Origin of the sequence: Limnospira sp. PMC 289.06, assembly GCF_032350395.1 — a bacterium.
Classification (GTDB): domain Bacteria; phylum Cyanobacteriota; class Cyanobacteriia; order Cyanobacteriales; family Microcoleaceae; genus Limnospira; species Limnospira platensis.
The window spans coordinates 33,625-47,103 of record NZ_JARPLC010000004.1; the positions used below are offsets into that span (position 1 = coordinate 33,625).

The following is a 13,479-nucleotide window of genomic DNA, read 5'->3' on the forward strand; positions in this document are numbered from 1 at the left end:
AGCCGGATTTGTTGGGTTGCGCTGTCGCTTCACCCAACCTACGACTCCTGAGTTGAGATTTTGTAGGTTGGGTGGAATGAAATGTAACCCAACATTTTACCTGAATTTGTTGGGTTGCGCTGTCGCTTCACCCAACCTACGACTCCTGAGTTGGGATTTTGTAGGATTTTGTAGGTTGGGTGGAATGAAATGTAACCCAACATTTTAGCCGGATTTGTTGGGTTGCGCTGTCGCTTCACCCAACCTACGACTCTACGACTCATAGAACAATTCCTTCTTTATGAACATTTAAAATAAATGGACTTTTTTCTTGAGTAAAACGCTGCTCAGAGACAAAAGCACGGGAGATAACCGTATCATATTTTAAGGATAACTCTTGAATAAACTCACTGGTTTTGTCGATTTCATCCGTATAATTAAATGCAGATTTCATCACAATCAGCAAGTCAATATCTGAATCAGGTTTAGCTTCCCCCCTAGCTTGAGAACCATATAAAATAATTTGAACAACCTGGTCAGAATAATGGATTTTAAACCAATTTTTAATAAATTCTATAATCTCCGGTAATTTTTGATGTTTCATCTTGTTGATTTGATGTGGCCGAAACTGGGTGGGTGGTTTACGCTTGAACTTGAATCAATTCTGACTTGAGGTCAATTTGCCAATTTTCATCAATAAATTCTAGGTTTTCATCATAGACCAACATCAGTTGCGCGATAGAAATGGGAGGAGTAGCGGTTTCGATATTTAGGGTAAATTTCAGTTGAATGCGGCGTTTATCTCCGTTGAAAATCACCCCACTGCTGATTAATTGGGGCGACAGAGGACGCGGTAAGATGATGTTTTCATAAAGGCGATCGCATTCATCCCAATAGCCGGATATTTGATAATCGCATAATGCCAAATGCTCTAAAACTAGAGCATTAGCATCAATACCCTTAACAACTTCTGATAAGTTTTCCCAAACCGGATGATTGTTTAAAGTAATCATAGCCCCCATCAAGATTGATTCTCTTTTTTACCCATTTTCGGAGCACGGGTTCGCAGAATTTCCGTGATTTTCGGATAGAGATTTTTATAAGCCGTGTCCCCTATGTTGGGGGAATCATTATCGGAACCTTTTAGCTTCCTTTCCCCCAAGACTTCTGCCATAATCTTTTCAGTCAGCGTTGGATAAGAGCGACACCACTTTTTCAATTCTTCAACTACATCGGCATCTGATTTGTCTTGACAGGCGATTAAACTATCGTTAAGTTTCTGTAATCCTTCGATGGCTTCTGATGTTTCCAAAATATTGTCAGGATTAGTTTCCCAAATCTTTAGAAAAGCAGCAATAACTTTTTCGGGGTTCATGGTTGACCACTCCTGTTAAATAATTTGCAAGTTTTACTGTCCAATAGCGCAGAACGCCGCCCAATAGTAAGGAGATGAAAAGCGCTTAAAATCTGGGACATACCAGCCTGCTAGCGTACTTTTCATTTCCTCCCGCCGTTCTGGACTAATCACCGCACAGCCATCAACCCAGTCTAACAAATCTTGCACCGTGGCTGACCGCAGCCAGGTCTGAGTCTGCCGCAACGCCAAAACCACCGACAGTTCAGGCTGTTGCTGGAGAGTTTGGTAAAACTGAATCATAAAAATCGCCGTGGAGAGCTCATTCACCGCCCAGAGGGTACTGACGACATTGGGAGAACCCGCCAAAATGAAGCCACTGGGTAAACCGATATATTCATCACTGGTGGAGGTGATGTCGGTGATGCCGGTTTCGCAGGCGGAGAGGGTGACGAGACGGCAGTTAGTCAGGTCAAGGCGGAGGATATCCTCTAAGGTGAGACATTTTTCTAAATCCAGCAGTTTGTTGTCTTTTGTGGGGAGATAGCGGCTGGGGTCATCGGTGGGCGGCGGGGGTGTAAATTCGCTTTTAGCCAGGATGAGGGCGGATTTGAGGGCATCTTCAAAGTTGAAGTAGCCATGACAGGAGAAGTGGGTACAGTGGGCGTTTTTCAGGGTTTCTTTATCAATGGCGGCTTTTTCCGCTTGGTCATGTTTGAGGACTTGGTGGGGGTTAAATAGGGATTGGATAGCTTCGACTTCCATATCCGTGAACTGGAGGTCTTGGGTGGGGTTTTGGATGGCGAAGAGGCGGTTAAAGTCTGGGCGTGAGCGGTTTTGGGCTTGTTGCAGGACTTGGCAGTTAGGGGCATAGCCCACGCCTTTGGGGAAGAGGTCTTGTAGGAATTTGCCCTCACCGTCTTCTGTAGCAACGGGTAAGGCGTGGAGGGGGAACAGGTGCAGGGCGAGGTGAGGAATGAGGATGAGTTTTTGGCAGTTGGGGAGTTGTTGCCGTAGGTTAGTCAGGATTTCATCCAGGTGGAGGATTTGGGCCAGTTGTTCAAGGCGTTGGGGGAGACTGTCTCGCCATTGGCTGTTGTTGTCATAGTCGTCGATATAGGCAACTGCCCAATCGATGAGGTTTTGTCGGTCTTCCTCGGAAGATGTCCAGAGGTTAAGGGTTTGGTTAGTCAGGGTGAAGGTGAGGAATTTTTCATCCAGGATATACCATTCTAAGATGACGGTTTCATCGTCAAGGAGAGATTGAATATCCGGGAATTTCAAAGGTTTATAGGGATAGTTTGCCTGGAATTCTTCCCGCAGTTGGCTGATGTGGGTATAGTCGGGGTTGGGGTCTTGTTTAAGGCGGCGGTCTTCTTCAGAAATCGCTTGACGGAGTTGTTGCAAGCGTTGGCGGACTTCGGCGGGAATGTCTCCCCCTGGGTATGCGTCACGGGTGGCGATGAGTTCTGTGAGGTTGCGGGCTTTACTGCGATCTACATATTCAATTGCGGAGTTCTTGTTACCCAATTCTACGCACACTTCCACCATATTCTGATAAACCTTGTTCCATTCCTCGTTAAAGTTGCGTTTATACCCCTCGCTGTCGGCTCCAATTTCACCCCGCAAATATTCCACCTGTTCCAGAGCTTCTTGAAAGCTCCGGTAGGCATTTTCTAAGGCGGTTTGTTGCTCAGAGAAAGAATTATGGTTGAGGAAAGATTGAGTTTGGTAGGCAAAACCAAAGTTATTCAAAGTTTTTGCCAGGTCGCGGGCTAACCCCAACCGCCGCAGAATTCCTGCCGCTTCATCGTAGGCGGCGATCGCACTTTTCAGATGGGCGGCGGGGTTGATGCCCATATTAGCTTGGTTGCTGCGGGCCATTCCGAGGCCCGTCAGGGTTATTGAAAGGTCTTTGTCTAACCCCAACTCCCGCCTAATTTTTACCGCTTTATTGTAAGCGGAGATCGCCCGCTCCAGATTGGCGACGGGGTTAATGCCCATCTCGGCTTGGGTACGAAGGGCATTCCCTAGGCTAGTCAGGGTAGCCGAGAGGTCTTTTTTTAACCTCAGCCGCCACCGAATATCCACTGCATCGTTATAGGCTTCGATCGCCCTCTCCAGATTCGCCCCCGGTTCCATGTCCATCTCGGCTTGGGTTTGGCGGGCATTCCCTAGGTTATTCCGGGTTTCGGAGAGGTCTTTTTCTAACCCCAACCGGCGCTGAATTGCTGCCGCTTCATCGTAGGCGGTGATCGCCTGCTCCAGATTCGCCCCCGGTTCCATGCCCATCTGGGCTTGGGTTTGGCGGGCAACCCCTACGTCATTTAGGGTAGTGGAGAGGTCTTTTTCTAACCCCAACCGGCGCTGAATTGCTGCCGCTTCATTGTAGGCGGCGATCGTCCTCTCCAGATTCGCCGCCGGGTCGATGCCCATGTCGGCTTGGGTGCGGCGGGTATTCCCTAGGTTATTCAGGGTAGTGGAGAGGTCTTTTTCTAACCCCAACCGGCGCTGAATTGCTGCCGCTTCATTGTAGGCGGCGATCGTCCTCTCCAGATTCGCCGCCGAGTCGATGCCCATGTCGGCTTGGGTGCGGCGGGTATTCCCTAGGTTATTCAGGGTTCCGGAGAGGTCTTTTTCTAACCCCAACCGGCGCTGAATTGCTGCCGCTTCATCGTAGGCGGCGATCGCCCTCTCCAGATTCGCCGCCGGGTCGATGCCCATCTGGGCTTGGGTGAGGCGGGCATTCCCGAGGTTATTGAATATAAGAGAGAAGTCTTTGTCTAACCCCAAACCCCGCAGAATTCCTGTCGCTTCATCGTAGGCGGTGATCGCACGCTCCAGATTGGTAGCCAGATCAATGCTCATCTCAGCTTGCTTGAGATGGGCAATCCCTTGGTGATTTAGGGTACTGGAGAGGTCTTTCTCTAATCCTAATCGTTGCCTAATTTCTGCGGCTTGGGCGTAGTATGCAATCGCCCGTTCCAGATTAGTTGCCGGGTCAATACCGATCTCGGCTTGGGTTTGACGAGCAACCCCAAGGTGATTCAAGATACTGGAGAGGTCTTTCTCTAATCCTAAGCGCTGTCTAATTTCTGCTGCATCGGTGTAGGCGGCGATCGCTCGATCTAAATTTGCCATTGGCTCGATGCCCCTCTTGGCTTGGGTTTGGTGGGCATTTCCTAAGTTCGTGAAAGCATCGGAGAGGTCTTTCTTTAATCCCAAGGGATCCATAATTTCTGACACTTCCGCAGAGCCAGCGATCGCTCGCTCCAGAATATCTATTGCTTCAGCACACGCTTCGATACCTGCCTTGATATTTGCCTCTTCGTTGATGCCCATCTGGGCTTGGATGAGGCGAGCATTTCCGAGGTTATTCAGGGTTCGCGCCCCTTTTGGGGGGTTATCCGCCCGCAGTTCCAGCACCACCCCATAGCCGCGAATCGCAATCTCTAACGCTTCTGGATACCGACCATAGGGGAATTGCGTGATACTGGTGCAGATATTTTCCACTAAACCTGCTATCCCTTCGGCTTCGTCGGAATTCTGAGCCAGAAGTCCCGGCATTGACTGGGCAATAACATCCCCCAAGGCAGGAACAATCAACTTCATATTTTGCCGCATCGCCTGATGAACTGCTGTTGTGCCGCCCTGCATTCTTGCTTGCAGCAGTTGCTGCCAAAATTGTTCTAATGCTCGTTGCTGATTTCCGCCAGTCCCCTCACTTGCCAAATACGTCCCTAACTGTTGCGCCAAATCGCGCAAAAATTTCACCTGATTCTCCTCGCCCGCTTTCAGGGCCTCAGCGAATACCTGAGCGAACACCTGCACAAACCCCTCATCCACCAACTCAATGGACTGGTTGAGGATATCGGGTTCTTCCCCACTGTGACAGTCGAGGAGTTTTTGAATCAGGGAGCGATAAGCCTGCGATCGTTGTTCATCCATAGGGGCGCACCGGGTAGGGGATAGCACCCCGATTTTACCCTATTCCCAACCCTCAGAAACCGGGTTTCTTTGTTAAATCTTTGTGTAGGAATGGAGATGCTGCCAGAAAGCCCGTTTCTTTTCCGGCGGCTACAGTCCCTTAAAATAGATTCAATCCATTGGATTTGAGAAGCCGTAGAATCAAGGGTTCATGTTGGACATCGAAAAACTCACCGTTTCACTCGTTGAGATGGGTTCAGGAATCGGTTGACCATTCATTTGTAAATCTTCAAGATGAAATCGGATCGCCTCTTGAATCAATTGCAAGGCTTCTTCTTTCGTTTCTCCAACTGCAACACATCCAGGCAAGTCCGGCACATAAACCCCGTAGCTAGAGGTTCCTTTTTCGAGGATAATTGTGTAGTGTAATTGTTGATTATTCATGGTTAGATTCCTTTACTTTAATCCGGCTTGCTTGAAGACGCTGTTTAAGGTCCCGGGGGGCATATCAACGTTTAATTGTCCCGAGACGGTAACTGTACCGGACTTAGTGACATGATGAAATTGTCGATGACTCCCCCGTGTCCGGACTTGCTACCATCCATCATTCTCTAGGATTTTGATGATATCTCTTACTTTCATTATTTAAAATTTCCCCTCCAGATGACCGTTAAGGATTTGCGGTTCCGCCCCACCCGGACAGTCGAGGAGTTTTTCAATCAGGGAGAGATAGGCGGCGATGCGTTGTTCCTTCATGGCTAGGGATAGAGTAGGGGGATAGTGGGTATTGTAACTGATGCCTGGAAGCGGAACACAAAAGACACTGAGGGGTTTTGGGTTGACCTCTAGTCCCAAATCCTCTGGATTGGATAAGCATTGAAAGCCATCTCTTTGCTTAAAATCGGGATGTTTTCTTGCATGGCTTGGGCAATTAAAAGTCTGTCAAATGGGTCTTTATGGTAAAATGGAAGTGATGACAATATCCTTAAATGGTTGAGTTGAATTGGCAATAATTCAAAATCATCTAATCTGATTTTCTCCTCTATGTAATCTGACGCAGTTTTTTCCAGGGTTAACTTATTCTGACTCTGTTTGATGGACATCTCCCAAACCATAGCAACACTAATCAGCTTATGATTATGACCGTCTTCGACCAAATCACGCACCTTGTCGCTCAACTGGGAATTTCCCATAAAAAACCACAGGACCGTATGAGTATCAAGGAGTAACCGCATTAAATATAGTCCTGAAAATCATCCAATGGTTCATCAAAATCATCCCTGAGAGCAATCCGGTCTTTATCGCACCCAAATAAAGGGGGGCGCGGCTGAGGCGATAAAACTGGAGTGATTTTAATGGTTTGCTGATTATTTTTACTAATGATAATTTCTTCTCCGGCAAAAGCCATTTCTATCAGTTCCATAATTTGCGGTAAGGCTTGGTTAATATCAATAATTTTCATCGCTTATCCTTCCTCGTTTATCTATAACCTAGCACCCGGTAGGGGACTATGACCCCGATTTTACCCGATTCCCAAACCTCAGAAATCGGGTTTCTTGCTTAAATCTTTGTGAAAGAATCGCGATGCTGCTAGAAGCCCGGTTTCTTTCCTGACCAGATGAGTTATAATCATCCAACAGACTCCAATCATCTGAAAACTCAACCCTGACCATGAACCGGCAACCTACTGAAAATCAACCCCAGGCGATCGAAGCACGAGTCACCAGCTTGGAAATCGAACTCACTCAAATTAAACAAGTCTTAGCCACCGTCACCTCCCCACAACAGCCCTGGTGGGAACGCATTGCTGGAAGTCACGCCAATGACTCCACCTTTGAATCGGTGATTCAACTCGGACAAGAATGGCGCAAAACTGCCGAATAAAGTCAGCAAAATCCGATGTATATTCTCGATACTGATCATCTGAGTCTCATTCAACGCAATGGTGAACCCGGTCAACGGATTTTGGCAAAAATAGCAACCGTTGAGAAGATTCAAATTGCCGTCACCGTCATCACTTATGAAGAACAAATCAGAGGAAGACTCAATTTTCTGTCCCAAGCGAAAACAGTTGAGCAACAAATCATCGCTTATGAAGGACTGCAAAAAACGGCAAAGGACTATTGTTTTATCCCCATTTTACCCTTCGATTATCCTGCCGCAGTCGAGCATCAACGCCTCCGCAAAACCTACCCTCGTTTAGGCAATATGGACTTGAAAATTGCTGCCATTTCTCTGGTTCAAAATGCCACCCTCCTCACGTGCAACGAGTCTGATTTTGGCATTATCCAAGAACTCTCCATCGAAAACTGGTCAATCAACGGTTCTGGCATCAGGGATAAATAAGCCTGCACTCTTTGTTCATCCCTAACCTAGCACCGGGTAGGGGATAGCATTCCGATTTTACCACATTCCAGAGACTCAGAAACCCGGTTTCTTTGTTAAATTTTTGTGAAGCAACAGCAGATGCTGCCAGAAACCCGGTTTCTTTGACCCCCGGTTGCTTCCCACTGACTAACTCACCCCCAAACCTGTATATTTTCGCAAATCAGGCGGTTGTAGTCCCAAAATAATATCTTCCCTCTCCACACCCTGACTTAACAACTCATCGGTCAAGGAACAGTCCGTTTGATTGCGCTGAATCCAGATTTTTCCGGAACGAATTTCCAGATGAATCAAGCAATTATAAATCCTCCGGGTTTCATTCCATCCTAAATCAACCACCAAATAGCGATCGGCTTTGACATCGAAAACCGTTTCTGATTCAATCTCTCCCCCCAACGGAGAACCCGTCGAATATTCCGTCAAGAGTTCCTGAATAATCTCTCTATACTTAGCTACTCTATCCATTGCAAAATCACCTCATCGTTCGGTTCATAAGTTATCAATTTTATATGATAAGTTTGGATGGAAAGTTGCGGCAATTGTCGATAAAAAAATGATTGATACGCAGTTATGGGTATGGCCAAATAAAGAGTTCGCTCCGGCTCAAGTCTTTGGAGAACTAAACGGTAATTTAAGAACTGACCCAATGCCAAATGAAAGTCTAACATAGCGGAGTCATTCAAAAAACTCTTGATTTCCACTGCTATTTTCTCTCCGGTTCGCTGCGCCCCTAAGAGTTGCTGCGCCCCTAAATCAATCTCTACACGGTCATCCGGTCCTAACTCTAAACGTAAGGGATCGTGGGTAATCTGCCATTCTTGTTTTTCTAAACCCCGTCTGACAGCATAGTGGAATTTATCTCTAGCCATTGTATCCACCCTAACACTTTTCAGCGCCTAATTGACGACCATTCTCCATTGTTCCCTGAGTCGCTGCATATCCTCCCTACCCGTAGCGGCAAGGAATTCTTGAATTAGGGAGAGATAGGCTTGAACTCGTTGTTCATCCATAGCGGCACATCTGGTAGGGGATAGCACCCCGATTTTACCCCATTCCCAACCCTCAGAAACCGGGTTTCTTTGTTAAATCTTTGTGAAGGAATCGCGATGCTGCTAGAAACCCGATTTCTTGACCCCGCCGTTTTACGGATTTAGCCTCCACAATTAGGCTCTAGTACGTTAAAATATATCCTATAAATCCATTGAATTACCCCCTTATGGCACTGACCCGAATCACTGCTACCGGAACCGCCACCATTCCCCCAGAAATTATCGACTGGCTGCACTTAAAACCGGGCGACCAAATTAATATCGCCATTTCCCCTGATGGCAAAGTCTATTTAGAACCCGCCCCAAAAGCGGCTCAAATTGATGTCCGTACCTTATCGGGTTGTCTCTACGACCCTGACAGAAAAACCGTTTCTCTAGCGGAAATGGAACAAGCCATTGTTGAAGGTGCGGTAGAATCGATGTGAAAGGTTTGGATACCAATGTAATCGTCCGCTTTCTAGTCCGAGACGATGAATCACAATGGCAGCAAGCGGATCAATACATCAATCAAGCCCTAGAAAATCATCAACCCTGCTTGATTAATAATATTGTCCTCTGTGAAGTGGTTTGGGTATTACGCAGTCAGTATAAAATTAGTCGAGACCAACTCATCACTATCCTAGAAAATCTCTTAAATACCAATATTTTTATATTTGAAAATTCCGATGATATCGCTTGGGCAATTCATCAAATGAAGTTGGGAAATGCTGATTTTTCTGATTATTTGATTGTTCGCATCAATCAACAGGCTGGCTGTGATGAAACCGCATCTTTTGATGTCAAGCTAGGGCAATTATCCCAGGTTAACCGGCTGGGTTCATAATTCCCCTCACCCAAGGCTGCAACTGTGCCGCTACCAACTCGCACACCTGCACAAACCCCCCATCCACTAACCCCTGATGACTGCCGAGGATTTGTTCTCCCCACTGGGACATTCCAGGAGTTCTTGAATCAGGGAGAGATAACCCGACGATCGCTCTTCATCCATAGCGGCGCACCGGGTAGGGAATAGCACTCCCATTTTACCCCATTCCAGAGACTCAGAAATCGGGTTAATTTCTTAAATCTTGGTGATGCGATCGCTATCCTACCAGAAACCCGGTTTCTTGTCTTTCAAAAATCTATGTGCTAAACTGAAATAGCATTGCAAAAAAATGAGAGCCATATTTATGCAAATCCGAGGCATTAAACGCGGTAAAACTATTGAGCTAACCGAAAATATTGCGGTCCCTGATGGCTCTGAAATTATCCTGGAAATTAGCCCCCCCCTCCCCCGGACACCAGAAGAACATTGGCAGCAATTCTGTCAACTATTTGGTGCTTGGTCAAACCAACCCGATTTAGATGCTACCTTTACAGCGATCGCTCAAAAACGCCATCAAAACCACGGTCGAGAATTATTTAATTTTGATTGATTTATGTATTTGCTAGATACTAACATCTGTATCGCTTTACTCAAAAATCATCCCAATGCTGTACCCAAATTTGCCCAGCATTTTCAATCCTCTTATTTGAGTTCTATTGTGGTTTCCGAACTCTACAAAGGTGTTTATTGCTCACAAAAAATAGAACAAAACTTGGCTACATTACAACAGTTTATTAGTCTACTACATCTGGTAGATTTTGATTTGCTTGCTGCTCGTGAATTTGGTCAAATTCAAGGAGAACTCAGACGCATCGGTAAGCCCACAGGAGAATTAGATGCCATGATTGCAGCCGTAGCAAGATCGCGAGATTTTATTTTAGTTACAGATAATTTAAAGCATTTCCAAAATATTGTTAACTTAAAAATTGAAAACTGGCTGATCAATGAATAGGTGATGGGTTGTTAACGCGATCGCCACACAAATAGAGATAGCACCCCTATTGTCCCCCGAAACCGGGTTAATTTCTTAAATATTTATGAAGCGATCGCGAGGACATCGGAATGCGACGTATCCCTATCCTACCAGAAACCCGCTTTCTTTGTGAAATGTTGACTAATTCAGGATTAGTCACAATCAATTACCTCGGATATTTGGGATAGGGTGAATCGGCTGTAAAAAGGTTTCTGGAAGCCTCCCCAATTATTCAACCGAGAAGGGGTGAGGAAATAGATAAACTTATACCAACCCCCTTGGTTAACTTGCGCCTAACAGCAGAGTCCCTAGGTGGCGTGAGAGGCTTGGGTTGAACTAAGCTACTGGAAGGCAAAAATTGCGGGAATTTGTTAACATCAGAAAAATGTTAGTTGAGCAACCCGAGTCCCATGGTGTTAAAAAGCGATCGCATTGTCATTGTGGGCGCTGGATTTGGTGGTTTAACAGCAACCCGCCTCCTAGCCAAGGCGGGCGCGAATGTGTTGCTAATCGATCGCAACTGCTACCATACTTTTATACCCCTACTGTATCAAGTAGCCACCGGCTTACTCTATCCCCACCAAATCGTTTATCCCCTCCAGTCAGCATTCAAAAAATATCCTAATGTCGAATTTATCCAGACTAACGTTGAGGGGATTAATGATCAATATCAATGGATAGATACAGATCACGGACAAATCAGGTATGATATCCTCGTCATCGCCACCGGAAGCCGTCCCCAATTAGATCACATCCCTGGGGCGGCTCAATATAGCTTAACTTTAAATACCCTACAAGATGCGGCGGTTGTGCGCCATCATATCGTCGATCGCATTCGCCGGGCTATTTTAGAACCTGAACCCATTGATCGCGCGCGGTTATTGACATTTGTGATCGTTGGTGGCGGTCCGACCGGGATAGAATTGGCGGGAGGTTTAATCGACCAACTCCGCGCTTTGTTAGGTTGGCGGCGGTTATTCCCCCTGGCGAAGGTGATTTTAGTACATTCGGGCGATCGCCTACTTCCCAACTTTTCCCAGCGGTTTAGCGCCTATTGTGAACGTCATTTACGCCAATTGGGGGTATCTGTCTGGTTAAATCGTCGAGTTTTGCGCGTGAACTCCCAGGGGGTAGAATTAGACACAGGAGAAGCGATCGCCGCCCCAACTATCATCTGGACAGCCGGGGTACAAGCAGACCATCCCAGCCAGCTTGACCAAATCTCTACCGCCGCCAAGGGTAAAATCATTGTCGAACCCATTTTACAAGTTCCCGATCATCCTAAAGTATATGCGATCGGAGATGTAGCTTTTCTCTGGCCTGAGCATGGCCTTAGCGGTATCGCCCCGGAAGCTATCCAACAGGGGGAAGCCGTCGCGACCAATATTTTGCATCAGTTACGGGGAACATATCCCCAACCTTTTCGTTATATTGATAAAGGCAAGGCTGCTATTATTAGTCGCTATGCTGGGATTTTGTCATGCGATCGCCTCAATAGCACCGGATTTTGGGGTTGGCTAACTTGGTTAGTGATTCATCTGTGTTATCTACCCGGATGGCGCAATCGGTTAACAGTGGGCTATAACTGGTTCTGGGATTGTGTTTTAGGACTGAGACTGCTAAAACCGATTCTCCCTCCTTACCGGGAAATTGCCTTTTTAAATAGTCCTGATCCGGCTATGGAGTTTTTTAAGGATAAATCCCAAAGAAAGCGATCGCATTTGTTGTCTCAAGATAATTGGATTATGAATTATATTCCCCTAATTGGACGAGCATTTTTAGCCACCATTTTTATCAATTCATCCGTTAGCAAAATCTTGGATTTCGCCGCCACCGAGGAAATGATAGCATTGCGGGGATTGCCGCATCCCAATTTAATGCTATTAGGAAATATTGTGTTTCAATTAGTGGGTGCTTTTTCTTTAATTCTAGGTTATAAAACCCGTTGGGGGGCGATTATTTTGATTTTATTTTTAATCCCCACCACCCTAGTTTTCCACAATTTCCTAGATGATCCTGGTCAGAAAACGGCATTTTTAAAGAACTTAGCCCTAATTGGTTCTTTAATGATGGTTTCCTACTTCGGCCCAGGACCCGTCAGCTTAGATGAGAGAGTATAAGCCAAGGACCCAGCAATCATCGCGATTATAAACAATACCGGGTTAAGAATACCTAAAACTAGGGCGGTAATCGCCGGACCCGGACAGTAGCCACCAATACCCCAGCCAATGCCAAAAATAGCCGCCCCCATGATTAAAGTGGGGTCGATATCTTGGCGTGTAGGTAGATAAAATTTGTTTGAAAATAGGGGGTGAGGAAGACGGAGGACAAACCGAAAAGCGATCGCTGTCACCCCCACAGCGCCGCCCAGGACAAAGATTAAAGTAGGGTCCCAAACTCCCACAACATCTAAAAATCCCAAAACGCGATCGCGATCCATCATTTGGGATAAACCCAGTCCTAAACCAAATAAAATCCCAGAAACCAAGACAATTAAATTTTCTTTGAGGTTCATAAATTACAGCACCAAAACATGACGCATTATAAATACAGTAATAAAAGCAGTGGTCATAAATGAGAGAACTGCTATAAGCGATCGCATGGAAAAGCGACCCAAGCCACAAACACCATGACCACTGGTGCAACCGTTACCCATACGAGTACCAAACCCCACCAGAAAACCACCAATAATCATTAGCACAGGCACAAAATTTGACGGGGGAGTTGGCGACGTTGGCAATCCATATTCATAAATAGCAGCACCAACTATTAAACCCAGAATAAACAGCCATCGCCAAGCCTCCTGGGATTTAAAAGTAATCGCCCCATTAACCATGCCACTAATGCCAGCAATCCGACCATTAAAAGCTAATAATAGGGTAGCACTCAGACCAATTAAAATCCCGCCCATTAAGGCACTTATCCAGTCAAAATCAGCCATATTACC

Annotated in this window: 18 protein-coding genes and 1 pseudogene; 7 read left to right on the top strand and 12 right to left on the bottom strand. The window is 46.2% G+C overall.

Features of this window, described 5'->3' with window-relative positions; genetic code table 11:
- Window positions 1-259 precede the first annotated feature (259 nt).
- The 8 genes and pseudogenes from P5674_RS01800 to P5674_RS01835 form a co-directional block, all read right to left on the bottom strand.
- Window positions 260-583 carry a nucleotidyltransferase domain-containing protein gene (locus P5674_RS01800; RefSeq protein ID WP_315669752.1) on the bottom strand — a complete coding sequence of 108 codons (324 nt, stop codon included), beginning with the start codon at window positions 581-583 and terminating at the stop codon, window positions 260-262.
- Between the two features lie 37 nt (window positions 584-620).
- Window positions 621-992, bottom strand: a complete 372-nt coding sequence (locus P5674_RS01805; protein ID WP_315669753.1) for a hypothetical protein — start codon at window positions 990-992, stop codon at window positions 621-623.
- 8 nt (window positions 993-1,000) lie between these two features.
- On the bottom strand, window positions 1,001-1,354 hold the full coding sequence (locus P5674_RS01810; protein ID WP_315669754.1) for a hypothetical protein: 354 nt from the start codon (window positions 1,352-1,354) through the stop codon (window positions 1,001-1,003).
- Between the two features lie 33 nt (window positions 1,355-1,387).
- Complete coding sequence (locus P5674_RS01815; RefSeq protein WP_315669755.1) at window positions 1,388-5,281, bottom strand: CHAT domain-containing protein; 3,894 nt, start codon at window positions 5,279-5,281, stop codon at window positions 1,388-1,390.
- A 180-nt stretch (window positions 5,282-5,461) separates the two neighbouring features.
- Window positions 5,462-5,704: a type II toxin-antitoxin system HicB family antitoxin gene (locus tag P5674_RS01820; protein ID WP_315669756.1), complete on the bottom strand. Its 243-nt coding sequence runs from the start codon at window positions 5,702-5,704 to the stop codon at window positions 5,462-5,464.
- Between the two features lie 12 nt (window positions 5,705-5,716).
- Window positions 5,717-5,839, bottom strand: a pseudogene (locus tag P5674_RS01825) (type II toxin-antitoxin system HicA family toxin); the annotation flags it as partial.
- Between the two features lie 266 nt (window positions 5,840-6,105).
- The gene (locus P5674_RS01830; protein WP_315669757.1) at window positions 6,106-6,495 is read right to left on the bottom strand and encodes a type II toxin-antitoxin system VapC family toxin; all 390 of its coding nucleotides are present in this window, start codon (window positions 6,493-6,495) and stop codon (window positions 6,106-6,108) included.
- Entirely contained in the window at window positions 6,495-6,722 is a 228-nt protein-coding gene (locus P5674_RS01835) for a type II toxin-antitoxin system Phd/YefM family antitoxin (protein WP_006618219.1), read from the bottom strand. The genes P5674_RS01830 and P5674_RS01835 overlap by 1 nt, the downstream gene beginning before the upstream one ends.
- Before the next feature lie 209 nt (window positions 6,723-6,931).
- On the opposite strand from P5674_RS01835, the gene P5674_RS01840 reads away from it, so the two are divergent.
- Window positions 6,932-7,144 carry a hypothetical protein gene (locus P5674_RS01840; RefSeq protein ID WP_006618218.1) on the top strand — a complete coding sequence of 71 codons (213 nt, stop codon included), beginning with the start codon at window positions 6,932-6,934 and terminating at the stop codon, window positions 7,142-7,144.
- A gap of 15 nt (window positions 7,145-7,159) precedes the next feature.
- Window positions 7,160-7,606 carry a type II toxin-antitoxin system VapC family toxin gene (locus P5674_RS01845; RefSeq protein ID WP_006618217.1) on the top strand — a complete coding sequence of 149 codons (447 nt, stop codon included), beginning with the start codon at window positions 7,160-7,162 and terminating at the stop codon, window positions 7,604-7,606.
- 168 nt (window positions 7,607-7,774) lie between these two features.
- Here P5674_RS01845 and P5674_RS01850 read toward each other — a convergent pair whose 3' ends face one another.
- Entirely contained in the window at window positions 7,775-8,110 is a 336-nt protein-coding gene (locus P5674_RS01850) for a XisI protein (RefSeq protein WP_006618216.1), read from the bottom strand.
- Window positions 8,098-8,514: an element excision factor XisH family protein gene (locus P5674_RS01855; protein WP_006618215.1), complete on the bottom strand. Its 417-nt coding sequence runs from the start codon at window positions 8,512-8,514 to the stop codon at window positions 8,098-8,100. The genes P5674_RS01850 and P5674_RS01855 overlap by 13 nt, the downstream gene beginning before the upstream one ends.
- A 347-nt stretch (window positions 8,515-8,861) precedes the next feature.
- Here P5674_RS01855 and P5674_RS01860 point away from each other — a divergent pair, with 347 nt between their 5' ends.
- The 5 genes from P5674_RS01860 (at window position 8,862) to P5674_RS01880 (ending at window position 12,652) form a co-directional block, all read left to right on the top strand.
- Window positions 8,862-9,119: an AbrB/MazE/SpoVT family DNA-binding domain-containing protein gene (locus P5674_RS01860; protein ID WP_006618214.1), complete on the top strand. Its 258-nt coding sequence runs from the start codon at window positions 8,862-8,864 to the stop codon at window positions 9,117-9,119.
- On the top strand, window positions 9,116-9,517 hold the full coding sequence (locus P5674_RS01865; protein ID WP_006618213.1) for a PIN domain-containing protein: 402 nt from the start codon (window positions 9,116-9,118) through the stop codon (window positions 9,515-9,517). The genes P5674_RS01860 and P5674_RS01865 overlap by 4 nt, the downstream gene beginning before the upstream one ends.
- 331 nt (window positions 9,518-9,848) lie before the next feature.
- Window positions 9,849-10,109 carry a hypothetical protein gene (locus P5674_RS01870; protein WP_231851972.1) on the top strand — a complete coding sequence of 87 codons (261 nt, stop codon included), beginning with the start codon at window positions 9,849-9,851 and terminating at the stop codon, window positions 10,107-10,109.
- 3 nt (window positions 10,110-10,112) lie between these two features.
- Entirely contained in the window at window positions 10,113-10,511 is a 399-nt protein-coding gene (locus P5674_RS01875; RefSeq protein ID WP_006618211.1) for a type II toxin-antitoxin system VapC family toxin, read from the top strand.
- Window positions 10,512-10,924: 413 nt separating this feature from the next.
- Window positions 10,925-12,652: an FAD-dependent oxidoreductase gene (locus P5674_RS01880; protein WP_315669758.1), complete on the top strand. Its 1,728-nt coding sequence runs from the start codon at window positions 10,925-10,927 to the stop codon at window positions 12,650-12,652.
- Here the strand turns inward: P5674_RS01880 and P5674_RS01885 are convergent.
- Window positions 12,610-13,047 carry a DUF6691 family protein gene (locus tag P5674_RS01885; RefSeq protein WP_006618209.1) on the bottom strand — a complete coding sequence of 146 codons (438 nt, stop codon included), beginning with the start codon at window positions 13,045-13,047 and terminating at the stop codon, window positions 12,610-12,612. The genes P5674_RS01880 and P5674_RS01885 overlap by 43 nt on opposite strands.
- A gap of 3 nt (window positions 13,048-13,050) precedes the next feature.
- Window positions 13,051-13,473: a YeeE/YedE family protein gene (locus P5674_RS01890; protein WP_035736782.1), complete on the bottom strand. Its 423-nt coding sequence runs from the start codon at window positions 13,471-13,473 to the stop codon at window positions 13,051-13,053.
- Window positions 13,474-13,479: the final 6 nt, after the last annotated feature.

What these genes read in the sequence shown, in the direction of transcription:
- P5674_RS01800 (WP_315669752.1), bottom strand. Translation starts at nt 583, where the DNA reads ATGAAACATCAAAAATTACCGGAGATTATAGAATTTATTAAAAATTGG.
- P5674_RS01805 (WP_315669753.1), bottom strand. Translation starts at nt 992, where the DNA reads ATGATTACTTTAAACAATCATCCGGTTTGGGAAAACTTATCAGAAGTT.
- P5674_RS01810 (WP_315669754.1), bottom strand. Translation starts at nt 1,354, where the DNA reads ATGAACCCCGAAAAAGTTATTGCTGCTTTTCTAAAGATTTGGGAAACT.
- P5674_RS01815 (WP_315669755.1), bottom strand. Translation starts at nt 5,281, where the DNA reads ATGGATGAACAACGATCGCAGGCTTATCGCTCCCTGATTCAAAAACTC.
- P5674_RS01820 (WP_315669756.1), bottom strand. Translation starts at nt 5,704, where the DNA reads ATGAATAATCAACAATTACACTACACAATTATCCTCGAAAAAGGAACC.
- P5674_RS01830 (WP_315669757.1), bottom strand. Translation starts at nt 6,495, where the DNA reads ATGCGGTTACTCCTTGATACTCATACGGTCCTGTGGTTTTTTATGGGA.
- P5674_RS01835 (WP_006618219.1), bottom strand. Translation starts at nt 6,722, where the DNA reads ATGAAAATTATTGATATTAACCAAGCCTTACCGCAAATTATGGAACTG.
- P5674_RS01840 (WP_006618218.1), top strand. Translation starts at nt 6,932, where the DNA reads ATGAACCGGCAACCTACTGAAAATCAACCCCAGGCGATCGAAGCACGA.
- P5674_RS01845 (WP_006618217.1), top strand. Translation starts at nt 7,160, where the DNA reads ATGTATATTCTCGATACTGATCATCTGAGTCTCATTCAACGCAATGGT.
- P5674_RS01850 (WP_006618216.1), bottom strand. Translation starts at nt 8,110, where the DNA reads ATGGATAGAGTAGCTAAGTATAGAGAGATTATTCAGGAACTCTTGACG.
- P5674_RS01855 (WP_006618215.1), bottom strand. Translation starts at nt 8,514, where the DNA reads ATGGCTAGAGATAAATTCCACTATGCTGTCAGACGGGGTTTAGAAAAA.
- P5674_RS01860 (WP_006618214.1), top strand. Translation starts at nt 8,862, where the DNA reads ATGGCACTGACCCGAATCACTGCTACCGGAACCGCCACCATTCCCCCA.
- P5674_RS01870 (WP_231851972.1), top strand. Translation starts at nt 9,849, where the DNA reads ATGAGAGCCATATTTATGCAAATCCGAGGCATTAAACGCGGTAAAACT.
- P5674_RS01875 (WP_006618211.1), top strand. Translation starts at nt 10,113, where the DNA reads ATGTATTTGCTAGATACTAACATCTGTATCGCTTTACTCAAAAATCAT.
- P5674_RS01885 (WP_006618209.1), bottom strand. Translation starts at nt 13,047, where the DNA reads ATGAACCTCAAAGAAAATTTAATTGTCTTGGTTTCTGGGATTTTATTT.
- P5674_RS01890 (WP_035736782.1), bottom strand. Translation starts at nt 13,473, where the DNA reads ATGGCTGATTTTGACTGGATAAGTGCCTTAATGGGCGGGATTTTAATT.